This is a genomic window from Streptomyces sp. PA03-6a, assembly GCF_033792765.1.
Lineage (GTDB): Bacteria > Actinomycetota > Actinomycetes > Streptomycetales > Streptomycetaceae > Actinacidiphila.
In genome coordinates this window covers 19,188-38,009 of the sequence record NZ_JARAVK010000029.1, presented here as the reverse complement: position 1 = coordinate 38,009, position 18,822 = coordinate 19,188, and the positions used below count along the sequence as shown (strand labels likewise).

Genomic DNA, 18,822 nt, shown 5'->3' with positions numbered 1-18,822 from the left:
GACGGCTGACGGTCGCCTGCCGGTCAGCCGCTCACCGTCCCGGCCAGGTCCAGTCGGTGACCTCGGGCAGGTCCACGCCGTGCTCGCGGATCCACGCGTGGTGCCGCAGCCGGGCGTCCTCCATCAGCTGGCGTACCGGCGCGGCCCGCACCGCGAGCCCCGGCACGCGGTCGATGACGTCCATGACCAGCCGGAAGCGGTCGAGGTCGTTGCGGACGACCATGTCGAAGGGCGTGGTCGTGGTGCCGATCTCCCTGTAGCCGCGCACGTGCAGGTGGGCGTGGCCGGTGCGGCGGTAGGCGAGCCGGTGGATGAGCCACGGGTAGCCGTGGTAGGCGAAGATCACCGGCTTGTCGCGGGTGAAGAGCGCGTCGTACTCCGGGTCCGCCATGCCGTGCGGGTGCTCGTCCTTGGGCACCAGCCGTGCGAGGTCGACCACGTTGACCACCCGTACGGCCAGCTCGGGCAGATGACGGCGGATCAGTGAGGCGGCGGCCAGCACCTCCTGGGTGGGCACGTCCCCCGCGCAGGCCAGGACGACGTCCGGTTCGCGGGTGCCGTCCTCGGTGCCCGCCCACTGCCAGACCCCGGCGCCGCGGGCGCAGTGGGCGCGGGCGGCGTCGAGGTCGAGCCAGTCGAAGCAGGGCTGCTTGCCGGCGACGACCACGTTGACGTAGTCGCGGCTGTGCAGCACGTGCTCGGCGGTCGACAGCAGGGTGTTGGCGTCCGGCGGCAGGTAGACCCGTACGACCTCGGGCGCCTTGTTGAGGATGTGGTCGATGAAGCCGGGGTCCTGGTGGGAGAAGCCGTTGTGGTCCTGCCGCCACACGTGCGAGGTCAGCAGGTAGTTGAGGGAGGCGATGGGGCGGCGCCAGGGCAGCGCCCGCGTGGTGCGCAGCCACTTGACGTGCTGGTTCACCATCGAGTCGACGATGTGGACGAAGGCCTCGTAGCAGGAGAACAGCCCGTGCCTGCCGGTGAGGAGGTAGCCCTCCAGCCAGCCCTGGCAGGTGTGCTCGGACAGGATCTCCATGACGCGGCCGTGCCGGTCCAAATGTTCGTCGACGGGGAGTACCTCGGCCTGCCAGGCCTTGCCGCTGGCCTCGTAGACCGCCTGGAGCCGGTTGGAGGCGGTCTCGTCGGGGCCGACGAGCCGGAAGTCGCGGCGCTCGGCGGTGTCGGCCATGACGCGTTCCAGCAGGTCGCCGAGGATCCGGGTGGGCTCGTGCAGGGTCACGCCCGGCTTGTCGACCTCGACGGCGAACCGCTCCAGGGGCGGCACGGGCAGGTCGCGCAGCAGCAGCCCGCCGTTGGCGTACGGGGTGGCGCCGAGCCGCAGGTCGCCCTCGGGGACGCAGGCCAGCACCTGGGCGGTGGGCGCGCCCTGTTCGTCGAACAGCTCCTGCGGCCGGTACGAGCGCATCCACTGCTCGAGCTGCCGCAGGTGCTGGGGGTTGTCGCGGACCGCGGCCAACGGCACCTGGTGGGCGCGCCACGTGCCCTCCACGGGCAGGCCGTCGACCTCGGCCGGTCCGGTCCACCCCTTGGGCGTGCGCAGCACGATCACGGGCCAGCGCGGACGCCCGCTCTCCCCGCCCTCGCGCGCGGCGGCCTGGATCTGGGCGATGCGGTCCAGGGCGCTGTCCATCGCCTCGGCCATCGCGGCGTGCACGGCCATCGGGTCGTCCCCGGTGACGTGCAGCGGCTCGTGTCCGTAGCCGCGCAGCAGTTCGTCGAGCTCGCCCTCCGGGATGCGGGCCAGCACGGTCGGGTTGGCGATCTTGTAGCCGTTCAGGTGCAGCACGGGCAGGACGGCCCCGTCGTGGACGGGGTCGAGGAACTTGTTGGAGTGCCAGGACGCGGCGAGCGGCCCGGTCTCGGCCTCGCCGTCGCCGATGACGCAGGTGACGACGAGTCCGGGGTGGTCGAAGGCGGCACCGTAGGCGTGCGAGAGCGAGTAGCCCAGCTCACCGCCCTCGTGGATCGAGCCGGGGGTCTCCGGCGCGACGTGGCTCGGCACGCCCCCGGGGAAGGAGAACTGCCGGAACAGCCGGTCCATGCCCGCGGCGTCACGGGGGACGTCCGGGTAGGTCTGCGAGTAGGTACCCTCCAGCCACGCGTTCGCCAGGACGGCCGGGCCGCCGTGCCCCGGGCCCCAGACGGCGAGCTCCCGCTGCCCGCGGGCCTTGATCACCCGGTTGAGGTGGGTGTACACGAGGTTCAGGCCGGGCGAGGTGCCCCAGTGGCCGAGCAGCCGTGGTTTCACGTGTTCGGGGCGGAGCGGTTCGGCCAGGAGCGGATTGCCCATCAGGTAGATCTGGCCGACGGCCAGGTAGTTCGCGGCGCGCCAATGGGCGTCGAGGGCACGGAGCTCCTCGTCGTGCATGGCTTCCTCCGAAACGTCGGGTACGGGAGACCTCTCCTTCCCAGACTCGGCACTCGCGATGACGGTCCGCTAGGGCCGGATGGGGCCTCTTGCGGTGGTCCGGACGCCGACGGGATGTCCGACACGGGCCGTGATCTGGAGTGCGCGTGCCGCAGGAGGGGACAGGGAAGATCGCGGATTGAGCGGATTCGGGCGAACCGGACCGGTTTCGGCGCATCCCCGGCACGGCCCGCCGCCAGGCCCTACGGTCCCGGAATCGGCCCCGAACGGACGCCCGGATGGACAGGGGGACCACGATGCACGAGACCAGGACCGACATGCCGGCCCCGGCGGTCGGCGACCCGGCCGCAGAGGAGATGTTCCGCGCGCTGCTGGAGGCGGCCCCGGACGCGATGGTCATCGTGGACGGCACCGGTGTCATCAGACTGGTCAACGCGCAGACCGAGTCCCTGTTCGGCCACACCCGGCAGGAGCTGCTGGGCCGTCCCGTCGAGGTGCTGGTCCCCGATCGCTTCCGCGGCCACCACCCCTCATACCGGCACGGCTACGCCCACAACCAGCAGGTGCGGCCGATGGGCGCCGGACTGGAGCTGTACGGGCTGCGCAAGGACGGCCGGGAGTTCCCCGTCGAGATCAGCCTCAGTCCCCTGCAGACCGCCGACGGCCTGCTGATCTCCGCGGCGGTGCGCGACGTCAGCGAGCGCAAGGCCGCCGAGGAGCGCATCAACGAGCTGGCGGTGCTCGTCGAGTCGTCCCAGGACGCGATCCTCGCCAAGACCCTCGACGGCCGCATCACCTACTGGAACGCCGCGGCACAGCGGCTGTACGGCTACGCGGCGGAGGAGGCCATCGGCCGGCACGTGTCCATGCTGGCCCCGGCGCACCTGAAGGAGGAGATCGCGACCCTGCTGCAGCGGCTGGGCCGGGGCGAGCGGGTGGAGCACTTCGAGACGCTGCGGGTGACGAGCACCGGGCGGCTGCTGGACGTGGACGTGACCCTCTGGCCGATACGCGACCGCGACGGGGCCATCGTGGGCGCCTGCTCCATCGTGCGCGACATCGCCGACCTCAAGCGTGCCGAGGAGGAGCTGACGGAGCTGTACCGGCAGCAGCGGCACATCGCGCTGACCCTGCAGCGCAGCCTCATGGGGTCACCGGCCGAGCCGCCGGGCATGCGCACGGCCAGCCGATACTTCCCCGCCACGCAGGGCGCGGGCGTCGGCGGTGACTGGTTCGACCTGATCCCGCTGGGCGGCGGTCAGGTGGGCGTGCTCATCGGCGACGTGATGGGGCGTGGCCTGGAGGCCGCCGCGGTGATGGGGCAGTTGCGGTCGGCGGCCCGCGCGCTGGCCAAGACCGGGATACCCCCGCGGCAGTTGATGCAGGCCCTCGACGCCTTCGTCACCGACCTGCCCGACCAGCTCGTCACCTGCTGCTACCTGGTGGTGGACCCGGACGCGGGCGAGGTGACGGTCTGCTCGGCGGGCCATCTGCCGGTGCTGCTGGTGGACCCCGGCCCCGAGGCCACCGTGCGCGAACTGCCCGCGCCGATCAGCGTGCCGCTCGGCGTCGGCGACGTGCCGCACCAGCAGGTGTGCCTGCCCGTCCCCGCCGGGTCGACGCTCGTGCTGTACACCGACGGGCTGGTCGAGACGCCGCGCTCCGACATCGACGCACAGCTGCGCCGGCTCGGCACGGAACTGCGCACCGCCTTCGCCCGCTCTCCCGGGCTGGAGGAGGCCGCCGACATGGTGCTGGCCTCGCTCCGCCCCGACGCCGACGGCCACGCCGACGACGTCACCCTGCTGCTGGCCCGGCTGCCCGAGGCTCCGCTCGCCGCGACCACGATGGAGGTGCCGGCCGTCCCCTCGGCGGTCGCCGACGGACGCGGCTTCGTCCGCGAGACCCTGGCGCAGTGGGGCTGCGAGGAGGTCTCGGACGCCGCCTGCCTGCTGGCCTCGGAGGTCCTCACCAATGCCGTGCGGCACGCCCAGGGGCCGTTGCGGCTGCGGCTGCACCGTACCGACCGGGAGATCACCGTCGAGGTCACCGACCACAGCACGCACATCCCGCAGCGACGTCCGGCCGAACTCGGCGACGAGTCGGGGCGCGGTCTGCTGCTGGTGGAGGCACTGGCCACGGGCTGGGGCACCCGGCCGTCCAGCGACGGCAAGACGGTCTGGTTCACCCTCCTGCTGCCGCACCGGTGACGCTCCGGCCGGCGCCGCCGGCCACTTCGGCCGTCTCCACGAAGTGGGGGTTGTACATCACGCCGAGCAGGTTGCCGAAGGGGTCGAGGGCCGCACCCGCGACGAAGCCGTGGCCGTGGTCGCGCGGTGCCTCGTGCGGGCGGGCGCCCAGGGAGATCAGGCGCTCCCAGACCGCCTCGAGGTCGTCGACGTGCCAGTAGGCGACGACACCGGCGGGCGCGGAGGGCGTGCGGGAGACGCCCAGCTCCTGGCTGTGGTCGCCGAGGCGGAACTCGATGTAGTCCGGGGTGTCGAAGTACGGCTCGATGCCCAGCAGTTCGGTGTACCAGGCCTTGGCGGCCGCGAGGTCCTGCGCGTGGTAGCGGATGGTGGCCAGGCCACGGAATGTCGTCGTCATGCCGTCATGCTCGCCTGCCTTGCGGTCGGTTCCGGTCCGCATGGAGCGGGACGGGGCCCGGACGGCGGTGCGGGCACCGCCACGGCCGCGCGCCGCTGGTCCCGGCCCGCGGCCCGTCCGTAGCATCGGGTCCATGGCAACCCTGTGGGAGCTCATGCGCGACTGCATCCCCGACGACCACGCCCGCCAGGTCACGTCGCGCTTCTACCTCGACGAGGCCATGACCTCCGCCCAGGCGCCGGACCATGTGGTGGACCTCGGCTGCGGCCGCGGCACCTCGGCCGCGCGCTTCCGCCGGCACAACCCGAAGGTGCGCTGGGTGGGCGTCGACATCGGCGACTCCCCCGAGGCGCGGCAGCGCACCGCCGGCGGCGACCCGGTCGTCCACTACGACGGCGTCCGGCTGCCCTTCCGCACCGGCGCCGTCCCGCTGATCTACTCGCACCAGGTGTTCGAGCACGTCTCCCGTCCGAGGGAACTGCTGGCCGAGATCGGCCGCGTGCTGCGGCCGGGCGCGGTCTTCATCGGCAGCACCTCGCAGTTCGAGCCGTACCACTCCTTCAGCCTCTGGAACTACACGCCCTACGGCTTCCGGGTGCTGGTCGAGGACGCCGGGCTCGCCCTGGAGGAGATCCGGCCCTCCCTGGACGGGGTGACCCTCATCATGCGCTCGTACCACGGCCGGCCGCCCGAGTACGGCCGGTACTGGGACGAGGCGTCGCCCCTGAACGCCGAGATCGACACCTGGGCGCAGCGGACGAAGCGGGGCGCCGCCCTGGCGAACCTCCGCAAGCTCACCTACTGCGGGCAGTTCGCCTTCCGCGTCCGCAAGCCGGCCGGCGCCCCCGCCTGACGCCCGGTCACGAACCCAGGGACAGCGCCTCCGGACCCAGGTCCCCCGGGCGGGAGTGGCCCGACAGGGCGAGGGTGAGGTCGAACTCGGCGAGCAGGCAGCGGATGACGTGCTCGACGCCCGCCTGGCCGTCGAGGCCGAGGCCGTAGGCGTAGGGGCGGCCGACGAGGACGGCGTCGGCACCGAGGGCGAGCGCCTTGAGGACGTCGTCGCCGGTGCGGATGCCGCTGTCGAAGAGGACGGCGAGGCGGTCGCCGACGGCGCGGGCCACGGCGGGCAGGGTCTCGGCGGCGCCGATCGCGCCGCCCACCTGGCGGCCGCCGTGGTTGGAGACGACGACGCCGTCCATGCCGGCGTCGGCGGCCAGACGGGCGTCGTCGGGGTGCTGCACGCCCTTGACGACGATGGGCCCGTCCCAGTTCTCACGCAGGAAGGCGAGGTCGGGCCAGGTCTTGCCGGGGTCGGCGAACATGCCGACGAAGTGCAGGACGGCCGCGTTCAGGTCCTCCTCGACGGGCTTGGCGAGGCCCGCGAGGAAGGCCGGGTCGGTGAAGTAGTTGGCGGTGCCGATGCCCTTGAGGAAGGGCAGGTACGCCTGGTCCAGGTCGCGGGGGCGCCAGGCGAGCAACGGGGTGTCGAGGGTGACGAGCAGCGCGGTGTAGCCGGCGGCCCTGGCACGGCCCAGGAAGCTGCGCGTGACCTCGCGGTCCTTGGCCCAGTACAGCTGGAACCAGCGTTCCGCGTCGCCCATCGCCTCGGCGACGTCCTCCATGGGCGTGCTGGACGCCGAGGAGAGCACGAAGGGCACCCCTTGCGCGGCGGCGGCACGGGCGGCCGCGCGCTCGGCGTCGGGGTGCACGATCGACAGCACGCCGACCGGGCCCAGCGCGAGCGGGGCGCTCAGCGTGCGCCCGAGGACCTCCACCGTCAGATCGCGTGCGGACACGTCGCGCAGCATGCGCGGCACGATCCGCAGCCGGTCCAGGGCCTCCCGGTTGGCGCGCTCCGTGCGGCCGCTGCCCGCGCTGCCGGCGACGTAGCCGAAGGGGCCTGGCGCCAGGCGCTCGGCGGCCAGTTCCTCCAGCCGCGTCAGGTCGGTGGGGAGCGCGGGCAGCACGCCCGCGAGCCCGTTGAGGTAAATCTCGTACTGGTGGTCCGCCCGGTCGCCCATCCCTGTCCCGTCTCTCGGTGCCGAGAGCAGGACTGTGTCAGGACCGGACCGCCGCGTCCACCGTCCGGTCAGGGCTGCGGCAGTTCGGCCGCCATGTCGGCGCGTACGGCGGCGTTGCGGCGGGAGACCACGACCGCCGCGGCGACGGCACTGGCCGCGAAGCAGGCCACGACCGTCCAGGGGCAGTCCAGTACGTCGCCGGTCAGATGGTCCAGGGAGTAGCGGCCGGGCCCGGCAATGCCGATCGCGGCGGCCGTGAAGCCGAGGAAGGCCGGGTGCTCGAAGCCGCCCGAGGCGGCGAAGAAGCCGGCCGGCAGGTGCACGGAGACGGCGCCGGCCATCCCCCCGGCGGCGGCCGCGCCCGCGGCCGGGGTGGCCAGGCCGAGCGCCAGCAGGGTGCCGCCGCCGGCCTCGGCGAGGCCCGAGGCGAGCGCGCTGCGCCGGCCGGGCCGGAAGCCCATGGACTCCATCGCCTCGCCCGTGCCCTCCAGGCCGTGGCCGCCGAACCAGCCGAAGAGCTTCTGGGCGCCGTGCGCGAAGAGCACCGAGCCGGTCCCGAGGCGCAGCGCGAGCAGTCCGAGGTCCTTGCGGCGGTTGGTGGGCATGACGGGGTCCTTCCGAGGCGGTGCGGGCGCGTACGGCCAGTCTCGGCGCCCACCGCGGGGGGCGCCGCCCGCGGTGGGCCGTCCGGGCGGTCAGGAGCTGATGGCCACGGCCCGCCGTACGCAGTCCTCGGAGCCCAGGGCGCGGAGCATGAAGTCGGCGACGTCGGCCCGGCTGACCCGGGAGGCGAGACCGAGCCGCAGGTCGGATCCGGTGCGGTAGACGCCGGAGTAGCGGCCGCCGGTGACGACGGCGGGCCGCACGATCGTCCACAGGTCGCCCTCGGCGCGGATCAGCTCCTCCTGGCGGTCCTTGTCCCGCATGATGGCCGGGATGACCAGCGAGGTCGCGGCCCGATACACACCGCGCCGGCCGGGTCCCGACCCGTACGCGCCGACGGCCACCAGCCGCCGTACGCCGAGCGCCCGCATGGCGGGGAGGATGCGCCGCATCCCGTCGGCGCAGACCGTCTCGCCGCGCGGGGAGCGGGTGCCGAGGGCGCTGAGCACCCCGTCGGCGCCCGCGATCACGCGGCCGACGGCCTCGGGGTCCCGGACGTCGCCGGGGACGACCGTCAGCCGTTCGTGCGGAGGGAGCGCTGCGGGGTCGCGGGCCAGGGCGGTGACCTCGTGGCCGGCGTCGAGCGCCTGCGCCACGAGTTCGCGTCCCACGTGGCCGGTGGCTCCGAAGATGGCGATGCGCATGTCAGCGGTGCTCCGGGTTCGCGAAGTCGGAGCGGCAGCCGGCGTCCCAGGCGCTGCGCTGGTTGCCGTGGCCCGGGATGCCGCCGGAGCGCTTGAGCAGGGCGGCCAGGTGCATCAGGTTCCAGGTCATGAAGGACAGGTTCCGGTTGGTGAAGTCGTTCTCCGGGCCGCCGGAGCCCGGGTCGAGGTAGGAGGGCCCTGGGCCGGCCTCGCCGATCCAGCCGGCGTCGGCCTGCGGCGGGATCGTGTAGCCGAGGTGCTGGAGGCTGTAGAGGAGGTTCATGGCGCAGTGCTTGACGCCGTCCTCGTTGCCCGTGATGAGGCAGCCGCCGACCCGGCCGTAGTAGGCGTACTGGCCACGGTCGTTGAGCAGGCTGGAGCAGGCGTAGAGCCGTTCGACGACACGCTTGGTGACGGAGGAGTTGTCGCCGAGCCAGATCGGGCCGCACAGGACGAGGACGTCGGCGGCCAGCACCTTCTCGTACAGGGCGGGCCAGGCGTCGGTCCGCCAGCCGTGTTCGGTCATGTCGGGCCAGACACCGGTGGCGATGTCCTCGTCGACGGCGCGGACGACCTCGGTGCGGACCCCCTGCGCCTCCATCAGGGCACGACTGCGGTCGATGAGCCCCTCGGTGTTGCTGACCTCGGGGGAGCGCTTCAGCGTGCAGTTGAGGAACAGCGCACCCAGGTCGTCGTAGCGGTACCCGGTGAAATCGGACATGGCGCACCCTTTCGGTCACCAGTCATCCTGGGTCACCGCCCGCCGGGCGGCTACTTCAGCAGCCGCGACATCCTCCGGTCGGCGAGCGGCTTCCCGCCGGTCTGGCAGGTGGGGCAGTACTGCAGGGAGGAGTCGCTGAAGGAGACCTCGCGGATCGTGTCGCCGCAGACGGGGCACGGTTCGCCGGTGCGCCCGTGCACGCGCAGTCCGGTCTTCTTCTCGCCCTTCAGGTCTCCCGCGGCCAGGCCGCGGGAGCGTTCGACGGCGTCCCGGAGGGTGGTGAGCAGCGCTTCGTACAACCGGCTGACCTCCTCCGCGGAGAGGTTCGCGGCGAGCGCGTACGGCGACATCCTGGCGGCGTGCAGCACCTCGTCCGAATAGGCGTTGCCGACACCGGCGATGACGCCCTGGTCGCGCAGGACGCCCTTGATGCGGCGGCGTTCACCGGAGAGCAGGGCCGCGAAGACCTCGGGGGTGAAGGCGGCATCGAGCGGTTCGGGGCCGAGGCGGGCGATGCCGGGGACGTCCGCGAGGTCCCGGACGCAGTGGACGGCGAGCCGCTTCTGCGTCCCCGCCTCCGTCAGGTCGAAGCCGGCGCCCTCCGGTTCCGCCATCAGCAGCCGCAGTGCCAGCGGGCCCTTGCCGGGACGGGGCGGGGTCGTGGGCAGGTCGTCCTTCCAGCGCAGCCAGCCGCCCCGGGCCAGATGGACGGCGAGGTACGGTCCCGCGCCCTCGTCGGTGGTGAAGACCAGGAACTTGCCGCGGCGCCCGACGGAGGTCACGGTGCGCCCGTGCAGCGCGTCCAGCGGGGGGTCGTAGGTCTTCAGGACGCTCACCGCCACCGGCAGCACCCGGGCGATGGCGTGGCCGGCCATGCGGCCGGTGAGGAAACCGGCCAGGGCTTCGACTTCGGGCAGCTCCGGCATGCGACCAGTGTGCGCCCCGGGGCGGCGGGGTGCGAGCGGCGACGGGGCGGTTCCGCCCGGTTCCGGCGCCAATACCGCACGATGAACAGACAGTTGGATCTTCGGGAGAACTGGACATCGGGCCGCCGGATGTGAATGATCGCAGCCATGGCCGATTCTCTCCCCCTGCCCGCCGAGGCACCGAGCCACCCCGACCCGGGTGCGCTGGACCCCACCGAGGTGATACCCCGGCCGCAGCCGGTGGAGGCGGGTGAGGCCGCGGAGGTCAAGGTCATCAGCGGAGAGGTCGTCGGGGGCCGCCACCGCGGGCAGCACGGCGGTCCCGGCCGCGGCTCGCTGGGCACCGCCGTGCTGACGGCGACCGGGGCCATCGCGGGACTGTCCATGCTCATGCCGCACGGCGGCTCCGGCGACGTCGCGGAAGCCGCCCAGGGGCCGGCCAGGGCCGTGCCGGACGGGTCCGTCGAGGACGCCATCGTGCCGACCGCCGCGGGCGCGGCCGTCTCCGCCGAGACCACGAAGGCCGACACGGCGGCGGTCACGAAGGCCGCGTCGACGGGCACGGGTACGGGTACCGCGGCGAGCACCGGCACGCGCGACACCGCGCGGCCGGACGCCCCGGGCGACGCCCCGGCCCCGGGCCGCCACGCACGCGTCAGCGGCACCTGGGACAGCGACGACTGGCAGGAGGCCGTGACCCGCGCCATCGCCGCGCACCGCTCGGGCGAGCAGGGTCACCTCGGCGGCCGGCACCGCACCGGCGGCGGCACCGGCTGGCACGGCGGCCAGTGGAACGGCGGCCGGCAGGGCGACTGGTCCCGCGGCGGCTGACGCTCCTTCAGGGGCGGCTCTGCCACGAAGGGCTGACGCAGCGCGCAGCGTCAGGGAGTCAGACCAATTCCTGCTCGGCCCAGATCGTCTTCCCGGCGGGCGTCTGCCGGGATCCCCAGCGCTGGGTGAACTGGGCGACGAGCAGCAGCCCGCGGCCGCCCTCGTCGAAGATCCGGGCACGGCGCAGGTGCGGGGCGGTGCTGCTGGTGTCGGAGACTTCGCAGATCAAGGTGGCGTCGCGGATCAGCCGGAGCTGGATCGGGCCGCCGCCGGCGTAGCGGATCGCGTTGGTGACCAGTTCACTGACGACCAGTTCGGTGATGAACACGGCCTCCCCGAGCCCCCACTCGCGGAGTTGCTCCGCGGCCGTCCTGCGCGCCCGCCCGACGACGGCCGGGTCGTCGGGCAGCTCCCAGGTGGCGACCTGGTGGGCGTCGAGGGCGCGGGTCCGGGCGACCAGCAGGGCGATGTCGTCGCGGGGCCGGTCCGGCAGCAGCCCGTACAGCACGTTGTCGCAGAGTTCGTCCAGGCTCCCGGCCGGCCGGGTGAGCGTCCGGGCGAGCAGCGCGAGCCCCGCGTCGACGTCGTGCCCGGCCGACTCGATCAGGCCGTCCGTGTACAGGGCCAGCAGGCTGCCCTCGGGCAGGTCCAGCTCCGCCGACTCGAAGGGCAGCCCGCCCAGCCCCAGCGGCGGCCCCGCGGGCAGGTCGGGGAAGTCGGCCCGGCCGCCGGGCAGGACCACGGCGGGCAGCGGGTGGCCGGCGCGTGCCATGGTGCAGCGCCGGGTGACGGGGTCGTAGACCGCGTACAGGCAGGTGGCGCCGACCTCCCCGGAGAGCTGGTCCGAGCCGCCCTCGATGCCCTGCCCCTCCTCCATGTCGAGGCGTACCACCAGGTCGTCGAGCTGGGTGAGGAGTTCGTCGGGCGCCAGGTCGACGTCGGCGAGGGTCCGCACGGCGGTGCGCAGCCGTCCCATGGTCGCCGAGGCGTGCACCCCGTGGCCGACGACGTCGCCCACCACGAGCGCCACCCGGGCGCCGCTGAGCGGGATCACGTCGAACCAGTCGCCGCCCACGCCCGCCCGGGAGCCGGCCGGCAGGTAACGGGAGGCGACCTCGACGGCGGCCTGCCGCGGGGAGTGCTGGGGGAGCATGCTGCGCTGCAGCGTGAGTGCGGTGGCGCGTTCCCTGGAGTAGCGGCGGGCGTTGTCCACGCAGACGGCGGCCCGGGCGGCGATCTCCTCGGCGAGCAGCAGGTCGTCTGCGTGGAAGGGGTCGACGGTGCGATGCCGGATGAAGATCGCCAGTCCGAGGGTCGCGCCCCGGGCACGCAGCGGCACGACCATCAGCGAGTGCACGCCGTAGTCGACGACGCTCCTGCCGCGGGCCCGGTCGTACTCCGTCCAGCGCCGGATCTCCGGCTCATGGGTGCGGTGCAGCGACCCCCGCCCGGTGACCAGGGCGCAGGCGGCCGGCGAGTGCTCGGGCACCATGTCCAGCTCCCCGACCTGGGCCGCGGCCTCGGGGCAGCCGGGCAGCACGGACTGCTGGGCGACGCGGCGGAAGGCGAGGGCGCCCGCGGCCGGCAGCGGGCCGGGTTCCTCACCGCGGACGACGGAGTCCAGCAGGTCGACGCTGACCATGTCGGCGAACCGCCGTACGGAGACGTCGGCGAGTTCCTGCGCGGTGCGGGTGATGTCCAAGGTGGTGCCGATGCAGGTGCTCGCCTCGTTGACGATGTCCAGCCGGCGCCGGGCGTGGAACTGCTCGGTCGTCTCGTAGACCGCGGCGGAGACCCCGGTGACCTGTCCCGACCCGTCCTTGAGCGGGAAGACCAGCATCGCGTACGCGTGGTCGCGGTCGTCGCCGGGCGGGCGGCCGAGGCTCTCCAGGCGCGCGGTCGCGCCGGTCTGCATCACCTCCTCCTGGACGCGGTCGAACTCCTCGAAGGCCGCACCGGGCATGAACTCGCGCAGCCGCTGCCCGCGCACCTCCTCCACGCTCCTGCCGACCAGGCGCTCCATCGCCGCGTTGGCGGTGCTGAGCCGTACCTCGCGGTCGTACACGGCGACGGCGACCGGGAGCTGGGCGAGGACCCCGGCGTCCGGTTCCGGTCGCCCGGGGGCGGTCGCGGTGACGGCCCAGTGCGCGGTGCCCGACGCGTCGCTGAGGAGGCGCAGCCCCAGCCGGACCGGCACGTCCCCGCCGTCGCGGTGGCGCAGGACGACGGGGCCCGCCCAGGCGCGTCCGGCGGCGATGCGGCGCAGTGCGGCGAAGGGCAGCGGGGCGGCGAGCAGGCTGCCGGCGGGCCGGCCGAGCACCTCGGCGGACGACCAGCCGAGCAGCCGGCAGGCGTCCTCGCCCCAGGCGGTCAGCACCCCCGTGTCACCGGCAGCGACGGCAGCGGCCGCGGGCGGCGTCAGCCCGTGGCACTCCTTCCCTCCCCCGTGCTCCCCGTGGCCGGTGCGCCTTCCCATGGGTACGTCCTCGTCCTCACGGCCGTTCCCCCTCAGCATGGTCCCCCGCCGGGGCACTCTCAACCGGCGTGCGCGGCGGGGGCGCGGCGCGCACGGCACGGGGCCGCCGGTTCACGCGCCGTGGCCCTCTGGGCAAGGCCGTCCGGACGAACGAGACTGAGGGCAGGCGAGTGTGAGGAGTGGCGCAGGTGACGGTGAAGGTCGACGGGCCGCGGACGGTCTCCCCCCGGCTCGCCTCGCCCTGGAAGCGCGGCGCGGCGGCCGCGGCGGCGGGGGCGCTGCCGGCGCTGGCGTTCCCCGCACCGTCGCTGTGGTGGCTGGCGTACGTCGCCCTCGTGCCGTGGATGCTGCTGGCACGCGCCGCGCCGACGGGGCGGAGGGCCGCCTTGGACGGCTGGCTGGGCGGGGCCGGCTTCATGGTGGCCGTGCACCACTGGCTGATCCCGAGCCTGCACGTCTTCATCGTGCTCATCGCCCTGCTGCTGGGGGCCCTGTGGGCGCCGTGGGGGTGGCTGGTGCGGCGGCTGCTCGGGGGCACGCCGGGCCGCCGCACGGTCCTGGCGGCGACGGTGCTGGTGCCGTCCGCCTGGCTGCTGGTCGAGCTGGTGCGGTCGTGGGAGTACCTGGGCGGGCCGTGGGGACTACTGGGGGCGAGCCAGTGGCAGGTGACGCCGGCGCTGCGGCTGGCCTCGATCGGAGGCGTGTGGCTGGTCAGCTTCCTGGTGGTGGCGGTGAACACGGCGCTGGCCGCGCTGCTCGCGGTGCCCTCCTGCCGGGCGGCCGCGGGGTCGGCGCTGGCCGCCGCGACGGTGGGCACGACGGCGGTGTGGGCCTGGGCGCCGGTCCCGGCCCGCAGCGGGGAGTCCGTGCGGGTGGCGGTCGTGCAGCCGGGGGTGATCACCGGGCCGCAGCCGCGCTTCGACCAGGGGGAGCGGCTGACCCGTACGCTCGCGGGCAAGGGCGTGGACCTGGTGGTGTGGGGGGAGAGCAGCGTCGGCTTCGACCTGTCCGCCCGTCCCGACCTGGCGAACCGGCTGGCCGCGCTGTCCCGGGACGTCGGCGCCGACATCCTGGTCAACGTCGACGCCCGGCGGGCCGACGGCCTCGGGATATCCAAGACCTCGGTCCTGATGGGCCCGGACGGGCCGGTCGGCCCGAGCTACGACAAGATGCGGCTGGTGCCGTTCGGCGAGTACGTCCCGGCCCGTACGGTGCTGGGCTGGGCCACATCGGTGGGCAGGGCGGCGGGTGAGGACCGGATCCGGGGCGACCACCAGGTGGTCATGGACGCGGGCACGGTGCGGCTGGGGCCCCTGGTGTGCTTCGAGTCGGCGTTCCCCGACATGAGCCGGCACCTCGCGGACGACGGGGCGCAACTGCTCGTGGCGCAGTCCTCCACGTCCTCGTTCCAGGGGAGCTGGGCGCCCGCGCAGCACGCCTCGCTGGCGGCGCTGCGCTCGGCAGAGTCCTGGCGGCCGATGGTGCACGCGACGCTGACCGGGATCAGCGCGGTCCACGACGCCCGCGGCGAGCGGATCGGCCCGTCGCTGGGCACGTCGCGCAGTGCGGCGCAGGTCTACGACGTGCCGCTGGGTTCCGGGCGCAGCCCGTACGACCGGCTCGGCGACTGGGTGCCCCGGCTGGCGGTGCTGCTGCTGGCCGGGGCGGGCGCGTACGAGACGGCGCTCAGGAGGTCTGCTCGGTCACGGCGGTGACGATGCGCTCGCACAGCTCATGGGTCAGCAGCGCGTCGCGGGCGTCGAGGGGCTTGCCGTGCCGTACGGCGTCGAGGAACGCGAGGGCGATCCCCTCTATGCCGCGCTGGCGGGCGACGGGGACCCAGTCGCCGCGGCGGCGGACGGTGGGCTGGCCCTTGTGGTCCACGACCTCGGCCAGGTTGAGCACCTGGCGCTTGCTGTCCTGGCCCATGACCTCCAGGACCTCCTCGTTGGAGCCGCTCATGCGGTTCATCACGCCGATCGCGGTGAAGCCGTCGCCGGACAGCTGGAGCGTGACGTGGTGGAGCAGCCCGCCGCGGACCCGTGCCCGGACGTCGGTGTGCTCGACGGGGCCGGGGAGGAGGAAGCGCAGGGTGTCGACGACGTGGATGAAGTCGTCGAAGACGACGGTGCGCGCGGTCTCCGGGTGCCCGATGCGGTTCTTCTGCAGGAGGATCAGGTCGCGCGGGTGGTCGGCGCACTGCACGTAGCCCGGCGCGTGGCGGCGGTTGAAGCCGACCGTCAGCCCGACCCCGCGTTCCTCGGCGAGGCGCACCAGGTGCTCGGCCCCGGCCAGGTCGTAGGCGAGCGGTTTGTCGACGTAGACGGGGACGCCCGCGGCGATGAGGCGTTCGGTGATCTCCACGTGCGTCTCGGTGGGGGCGTGCACGAACGCCCCGTCGAGCCCCTGGTCGAGCAGGGCGTCGAGGGTCTCGTGGCGGTGCGGGACCGGGACCCGGTGGGTGTCGCCGACCGCGTCGAGGGTGGCGCGGGTGCGGGTGTGCAGGTGGAGTTCCACCCCCGGCTGCGCGGTCAGCACCGGCAGGTACGCCTTGCGCGCGATGTCGCCGAGTCCGATGACCCCGATCCTGAGGGGTTCCATGTGCCGCTCCCGCCTACGCCTGCAGTGCCTGACCTGTGCCGTCGGCAGCATACGGGCCGGCCGGCGGCCGCCAGTCGGCGATCCCGTCGAGGCTGCGCAGCGCCAGGCGCGGGCCGACCCGGTTGACGGTGGCGAACAGGGCGTCGCGCAGTGCGACGGCGGGCGGCGAGGACCAGGTGGTGAGCCTCCCGATGCTCCAGGAGCGGCGCACGACGCCCGTCGTGCGGGGCAGCCGCTGAGCGGTGTAGTCGGCCAGGGCGCGCGCGACGGGCTCGTCCCCGGCGTCGGGGGCGGCGAGGTGGGCGAGGACGACGGCGTCCTCCAGGGCCTGGCAGCCGCCCTGGCCGAGGTTGGGCGTCATGGCGTGCGCCGCGTCGCCGAGCAGGGCGATGCGCCCCTGGTGGAAGGCGGGAAGCGGTCGCGCGAGGTGGTGGACGTCGTTGCGGAGCACGGAGCCGGGGGCGGCGGAGTCGATCAGCTCGGGCACCGGGTGGTGCCAGTCGCCGAACAGCCGCCGCAGCTCGGTGCGTTCGTCCCCGTCGGGGGCGCGGCCGCCCGGCGGGGTCACGGCGGTCGCGTAGCAGTAGACGCGGCCGCCGGTGAGCGGGACGGTGCCCCACAGCCGGCCGCGCCCCCAGGTCTCGTGCGGGAGGTACGCGGAGGGTGCCGGCACGACCGTGCGCCAGCTGGTGAATCCGCTGTAGACCGGCCCCGGGTGCTCCGGGAACAGCGCGGCGCGCACGGCTGAGTTGATCCCGTCGGCGGCGACCACCAGATCGGCGTCGATCGTCCCGTCCTCGGTCGTGACCTTCCCCCCGGGGGAGGCGGACAGGACCCGGGTCCCGGTGCGCAGCGCGCCGTCCGGCAGGAGGCCCGACAGCACGGCCACCAGCTCCGCCCGGTGGGCGATCACCACGGGTCCACCGAACCGCTCGGCGGCGGCCTCGCCGCTGGTCCGGGAGAGCCAGCGCCCGTCGGGGCGGCGCAGCCCGCCCTCGCCCTGGAAGGCGGCCATGGCGCGCACGGCCTCACCGACCCCGAGCGCGTCCAGCGCACGCAGGCCGTTGGGCGCGATGCCGATCCCGGCTCCGACGGGTTCGAGCGCCGCGGCCCGCTCCAGGACGGTCACCCGCCATCCGCGCCGGCGCAATGCCACAGCGGCGGCCAGCCCTCCGATCCCGGCTCCGACGACGACGGCGTGCGGCTGACGCGATGTGCGGCCCATGGCTTCCGCTCCCCTCCCGGGACTACAGGTGTAGTGGGGAGCGTACTACATCTGTAGTGACGGGGGGAGAGGGCACACCCCGCACGTCCGCGCCGCACCGGCCTGCCGCCGCAGGCAGACGGGCAGGTCCGGCCCCGGAACCGGAGGCGCACGCGAACCCGGGGAGACGGTCGCCCATGCTCTCGGCAAGGCACACGGTGACACCGAGCCGGGTGACGGCCCACCCGGGCCACCCCGTCCTGCGCAGGCGCCCGTCGCCCCGGCTGACCGGGGTGGGGCCCGGCAACGCCGAATCCCGGTGACGGTGCCGTCCGAGACCTCCACCCGGGCACCTGGTGAGGGAAGGAAGGCGGGGCGGGGGCCCGGGCGGCGGCCCATCGCCTCGGCCCAGGTGACGACGCTGCCGCCCGCCGGTACACGAGCAGGGCGGGGCCGGAGCCGGGGCCGGTAGGTTGCCGTCATGAGCACCGCGCAGACGTCCCGCCCCGAGCTGATCGCCGACACCGCACTCGCCCTGCTCGCCGAGCGGGGCATGCGCGGGCTGACCCACCGTGCGGTCGACGAGGCGGCCGGTCTGCCGCAGGGCTCCACGTCCAACCACGCCCGGACCCGCGCGGCCCTCCTGGAGGCGGCGGTGCGCAGGCTCGCCTTCCGCGAGTCGCAGACGGCCCACGCCCCCACGTCCGCGCCCGGGCCCGAGGGGCTGGCCGCGCTGCTCGCGTACTTCCTCCACCGCTCCGTCACCGAGGCCCGTGACCTCACGCGCGCCCGCCTGGAACTCGCCCTGGAGGCCACCCGGCGCCCCGAGTTGCACACGGTCTACGACACCGCGGGCCTCGCCTTTCGCGAGCAGCTGGAGGCGATGCTGCGCGCCGTGGGTTCCGCCGAGCCGGAGCGTCACGCGCGGTCGCTCATCGCGTGGTGCGACGGCGTCCTCTTCCACTCCGTCGCGGGCGCCGGGTCCGTGTCGCCCCCACCCGAGGCCGAGTTGCGGGCGGGCGCGGCCGACCTGCTGCGCGGGATGCTCGGCGGCGACTGCGGCAGCTCGGCCGGTTGATGCGTCGACGCTGTCAGAGGCCCCCGCCATCATGGCGGCCATGACGACGACACCGGAGCGCACCGACCCGCCCTACATCGCCGACGAGCGCACCATGCTGGAGAGCTGGCTGGACTTCCACCGCGACACCCTCGCGATGAAGTGCGCCGGCCTGGACGACGAACAGCTGCGCACCCCCAGCGCGCCCCCCTCCGACCTCACCCTGCTCGGCCTGGTCCGGCACATGGCGGGGGTCGAACGGGGCTGGTTCCGCACCGTGCTCGCCGGAGAGGACGTGCCCCCGCTCTACCTCACCGAGGAGGACCCCGACGGCGAGTTCCACGACCTCGCCCAGGCCGACACCGCCGAGGCGTTCGCCACCTGGCGCGCCGAGATCGCGCACGCCCGCGAGCTGACCCGCCACCGCTCGCTCGACGACACCGGGCTGCGCCGCGGCAAGCACGAAATCTCCCTGCGCTGGATCTACGTCCACATGATCGAGGAGTACGCCCGCCACAACGGCCACGCCGACCTGATCCGCGAACGCATCGACGGGGTCACCGGCGACTGACGTCTCACCCCGGCGCCCGGTGCGGCAACTCGTCGCGGCGCACGCCATCGACGTCCCCCTGGGCCCGGGCCCGGCGACGACCCCCGTGCGTCGCCCGGCCCGGGCACGAAC

16 protein-coding genes are annotated in these 18,822 nt (G+C 74.3%); 6 read left to right on the top strand and 10 right to left on the bottom strand.

The window, feature by feature from the left end:
* Nucleotides 1-31: 31 nt before the first annotated feature.
* Nucleotides 32-2,446 (bottom strand): phosphoketolase family protein, encoded by a 2,415-nt coding sequence (locus PV350_RS10160; protein WP_500333425.1) that lies wholly within the window; start codon nt 2,444-2,446, stop codon nt 32-34.
* Between the two features lie 236 nt (nt 2,447-2,682).
* Here PV350_RS10160 and PV350_RS10155 point away from each other — a divergent pair, with 236 nt between their 5' ends.
* Nucleotides 2,683-4,596 carry a PAS domain S-box protein gene (locus tag PV350_RS10155; protein WP_500333416.1) on the top strand — a complete coding sequence of 638 codons (1,914 nt, stop codon included), beginning with the start codon at nt 2,683-2,685 and terminating at the stop codon, nt 4,594-4,596.
* Here PV350_RS10155 and PV350_RS10150 read toward each other — a convergent pair.
* Entirely contained in the window at nt 4,571-4,993 is a 423-nt protein-coding gene (locus PV350_RS10150) for a VOC family protein (protein ID WP_500333415.1), read from the bottom strand. The two genes, PV350_RS10155 and PV350_RS10150, sit on opposite strands and share 26 nt — an antisense overlap.
* 133 nt (nt 4,994-5,126) lie before the next feature.
* Between PV350_RS10150 and PV350_RS10145 the strand changes: the two genes are divergently transcribed.
* The gene (locus PV350_RS10145; RefSeq protein WP_500333414.1) at nt 5,127-5,846 is read left to right on the top strand and encodes a class I SAM-dependent methyltransferase; all 720 of its coding nucleotides are present in this window, start codon (nt 5,127-5,129) and stop codon (nt 5,844-5,846) included.
* 7 nt (nt 5,847-5,853) lie between these two features.
* Here the strand turns inward: PV350_RS10145 and PV350_RS10140 are convergent, their stop codons facing one another.
* From PV350_RS10140 to PV350_RS10120, 5 genes are all read right to left on the bottom strand, one after another.
* The gene (locus PV350_RS10140) at nt 5,854-7,017 is read right to left on the bottom strand and encodes a lactate 2-monooxygenase (RefSeq protein WP_499510481.1); all 1,164 of its coding nucleotides are present in this window, start codon (nt 7,015-7,017) and stop codon (nt 5,854-5,856) included.
* Nucleotides 7,018-7,085: 68 nt separating this feature from the next.
* The gene (locus tag PV350_RS10135) at nt 7,086-7,622 is read right to left on the bottom strand and encodes a DoxX family protein (RefSeq protein WP_500333413.1); all 537 of its coding nucleotides are present in this window, start codon (nt 7,620-7,622) and stop codon (nt 7,086-7,088) included.
* 90 nt (nt 7,623-7,712) lie between these two features.
* Complete coding sequence (locus PV350_RS10130; RefSeq protein ID WP_499510483.1) at nt 7,713-8,324, bottom strand: NAD(P)-dependent oxidoreductase; 612 nt, start codon at nt 8,322-8,324, stop codon at nt 7,713-7,715.
* Between the two features lies 1 nt (nt 8,325).
* On the bottom strand, nt 8,326-9,045 hold the full coding sequence (locus tag PV350_RS10125; RefSeq protein ID WP_500333412.1) for a flavodoxin family protein: 720 nt from the start codon (nt 9,043-9,045) through the stop codon (nt 8,326-8,328).
* Nucleotides 9,046-9,095: 50 nt separating this feature from the next.
* Nucleotides 9,096-9,971: an Fpg/Nei family DNA glycosylase gene (locus PV350_RS10120; RefSeq protein WP_499510485.1), complete on the bottom strand. Its 876-nt coding sequence runs from the start codon at nt 9,969-9,971 to the stop codon at nt 9,096-9,098.
* Between the two features lie 147 nt (nt 9,972-10,118).
* Between PV350_RS10120 and PV350_RS10115 the strand changes: the two genes are divergently transcribed.
* Complete coding sequence (locus tag PV350_RS10115; RefSeq protein WP_500333411.1) at nt 10,119-10,802, top strand: hypothetical protein; 684 nt, start codon at nt 10,119-10,121, stop codon at nt 10,800-10,802.
* Nucleotides 10,803-10,860: 58 nt separating this feature from the next.
* Here PV350_RS10115 and PV350_RS10110 read toward each other — a convergent pair whose 3' ends face one another.
* The gene (locus tag PV350_RS10110; protein ID WP_500333410.1) at nt 10,861-13,278 is read right to left on the bottom strand and encodes a SpoIIE family protein phosphatase; all 2,418 of its coding nucleotides are present in this window, start codon (nt 13,276-13,278) and stop codon (nt 10,861-10,863) included.
* A gap of 188 nt (nt 13,279-13,466) precedes the next feature.
* Here PV350_RS10110 and lnt point away from each other — a divergent pair, with 188 nt between their 5' ends.
* Complete coding sequence (gene lnt, locus PV350_RS10105) at nt 13,467-14,993, top strand: apolipoprotein N-acyltransferase (RefSeq protein ID WP_500333409.1); 1,527 nt, start codon at nt 13,467-13,469, stop codon at nt 14,991-14,993.
* Here the strand turns inward: lnt and PV350_RS10100 are convergent.
* Both PV350_RS10100 and PV350_RS10095 read right to left on the bottom strand, forming a co-directional pair.
* A complete protein-coding gene (locus PV350_RS10100; protein ID WP_499510489.1) occupies nt 14,965-15,879 on the bottom strand; it encodes a Gfo/Idh/MocA family protein in 915 nt (304 codons plus the stop codon). The genes lnt and PV350_RS10100 overlap by 29 nt on opposite strands.
* Before the next feature lie 13 nt (nt 15,880-15,892).
* Nucleotides 15,893-17,104: an FAD-dependent monooxygenase gene (locus tag PV350_RS10095; protein ID WP_500333408.1), complete on the bottom strand. Its 1,212-nt coding sequence runs from the start codon at nt 17,102-17,104 to the stop codon at nt 15,893-15,895.
* Nucleotides 17,105-17,564: 460 nt separating this feature from the next.
* On the opposite strand from PV350_RS10095, the gene PV350_RS10090 reads away from it, so the two are divergent.
* Both PV350_RS10090 and PV350_RS10085 read left to right on the top strand, forming a co-directional pair.
* Nucleotides 17,565-18,161, top strand: coding sequence for a TetR/AcrR family transcriptional regulator (locus tag PV350_RS10090; RefSeq protein ID WP_500333407.1), 597 nt, complete (start codon nt 17,565-17,567; stop codon nt 18,159-18,161).
* A gap of 31 nt (nt 18,162-18,192) precedes the next feature.
* Nucleotides 18,193-18,711 (top strand): DinB family protein, encoded by a 519-nt coding sequence (locus PV350_RS10085; protein ID WP_499510492.1) that lies wholly within the window; start codon nt 18,193-18,195, stop codon nt 18,709-18,711.
* Nucleotides 18,712-18,822 lie beyond the last annotated feature (111 nt).

Coding starts and splice junctions, on each gene's coding strand:
- PV350_RS10085 (WP_499510492.1), top strand. CDS start 18,193: ATGGCGGCCATGACGACGACACCGGAGCGCACCGACCCGCCCTACATC.
- PV350_RS10140 (WP_499510481.1), bottom strand. CDS start 7,017: ATGGGCGACCGGGCGGACCACCAGTACGAGATTTACCTCAACGGGCTC.
- PV350_RS10155 (WP_500333416.1), top strand. CDS start 2,683: ATGCACGAGACCAGGACCGACATGCCGGCCCCGGCGGTCGGCGACCCG.
- PV350_RS10130 (WP_499510483.1), bottom strand. CDS start 8,324: ATGCGCATCGCCATCTTCGGAGCCACCGGCCACGTGGGACGCGAACTC.
- PV350_RS10095 (WP_500333408.1), bottom strand. CDS start 17,104: ATGGGCCGCACATCGCGTCAGCCGCACGCCGTCGTCGTCGGAGCCGGG.
- PV350_RS10110 (WP_500333410.1), bottom strand. CDS start 13,278: ATGGGAAGGCGCACCGGCCACGGGGAGCACGGGGGAGGGAAGGAGTGC.
- PV350_RS10150 (WP_500333415.1), bottom strand. CDS start 4,993: ATGACGACGACATTCCGTGGCCTGGCCACCATCCGCTACCACGCGCAG.
- PV350_RS10135 (WP_500333413.1), bottom strand. CDS start 7,622: ATGCCCACCAACCGCCGCAAGGACCTCGGACTGCTCGCGCTGCGCCTC.
- PV350_RS10120 (WP_499510485.1), bottom strand. CDS start 9,971: ATGCCGGAGCTGCCCGAAGTCGAAGCCCTGGCCGGTTTCCTCACCGGC.
- PV350_RS10125 (WP_500333412.1), bottom strand. CDS start 9,045: ATGTCCGATTTCACCGGGTACCGCTACGACGACCTGGGTGCGCTGTTC.
- PV350_RS10100 (WP_499510489.1), bottom strand. CDS start 15,879: ATGGAACCCCTCAGGATCGGGGTCATCGGACTCGGCGACATCGCGCGC.
- PV350_RS10145 (WP_500333414.1), top strand. CDS start 5,127: ATGGCAACCCTGTGGGAGCTCATGCGCGACTGCATCCCCGACGACCAC.
- PV350_RS10115 (WP_500333411.1), top strand. CDS start 10,119: ATGGCCGATTCTCTCCCCCTGCCCGCCGAGGCACCGAGCCACCCCGAC.
- PV350_RS10090 (WP_500333407.1), top strand. CDS start 17,565: ATGAGCACCGCGCAGACGTCCCGCCCCGAGCTGATCGCCGACACCGCA.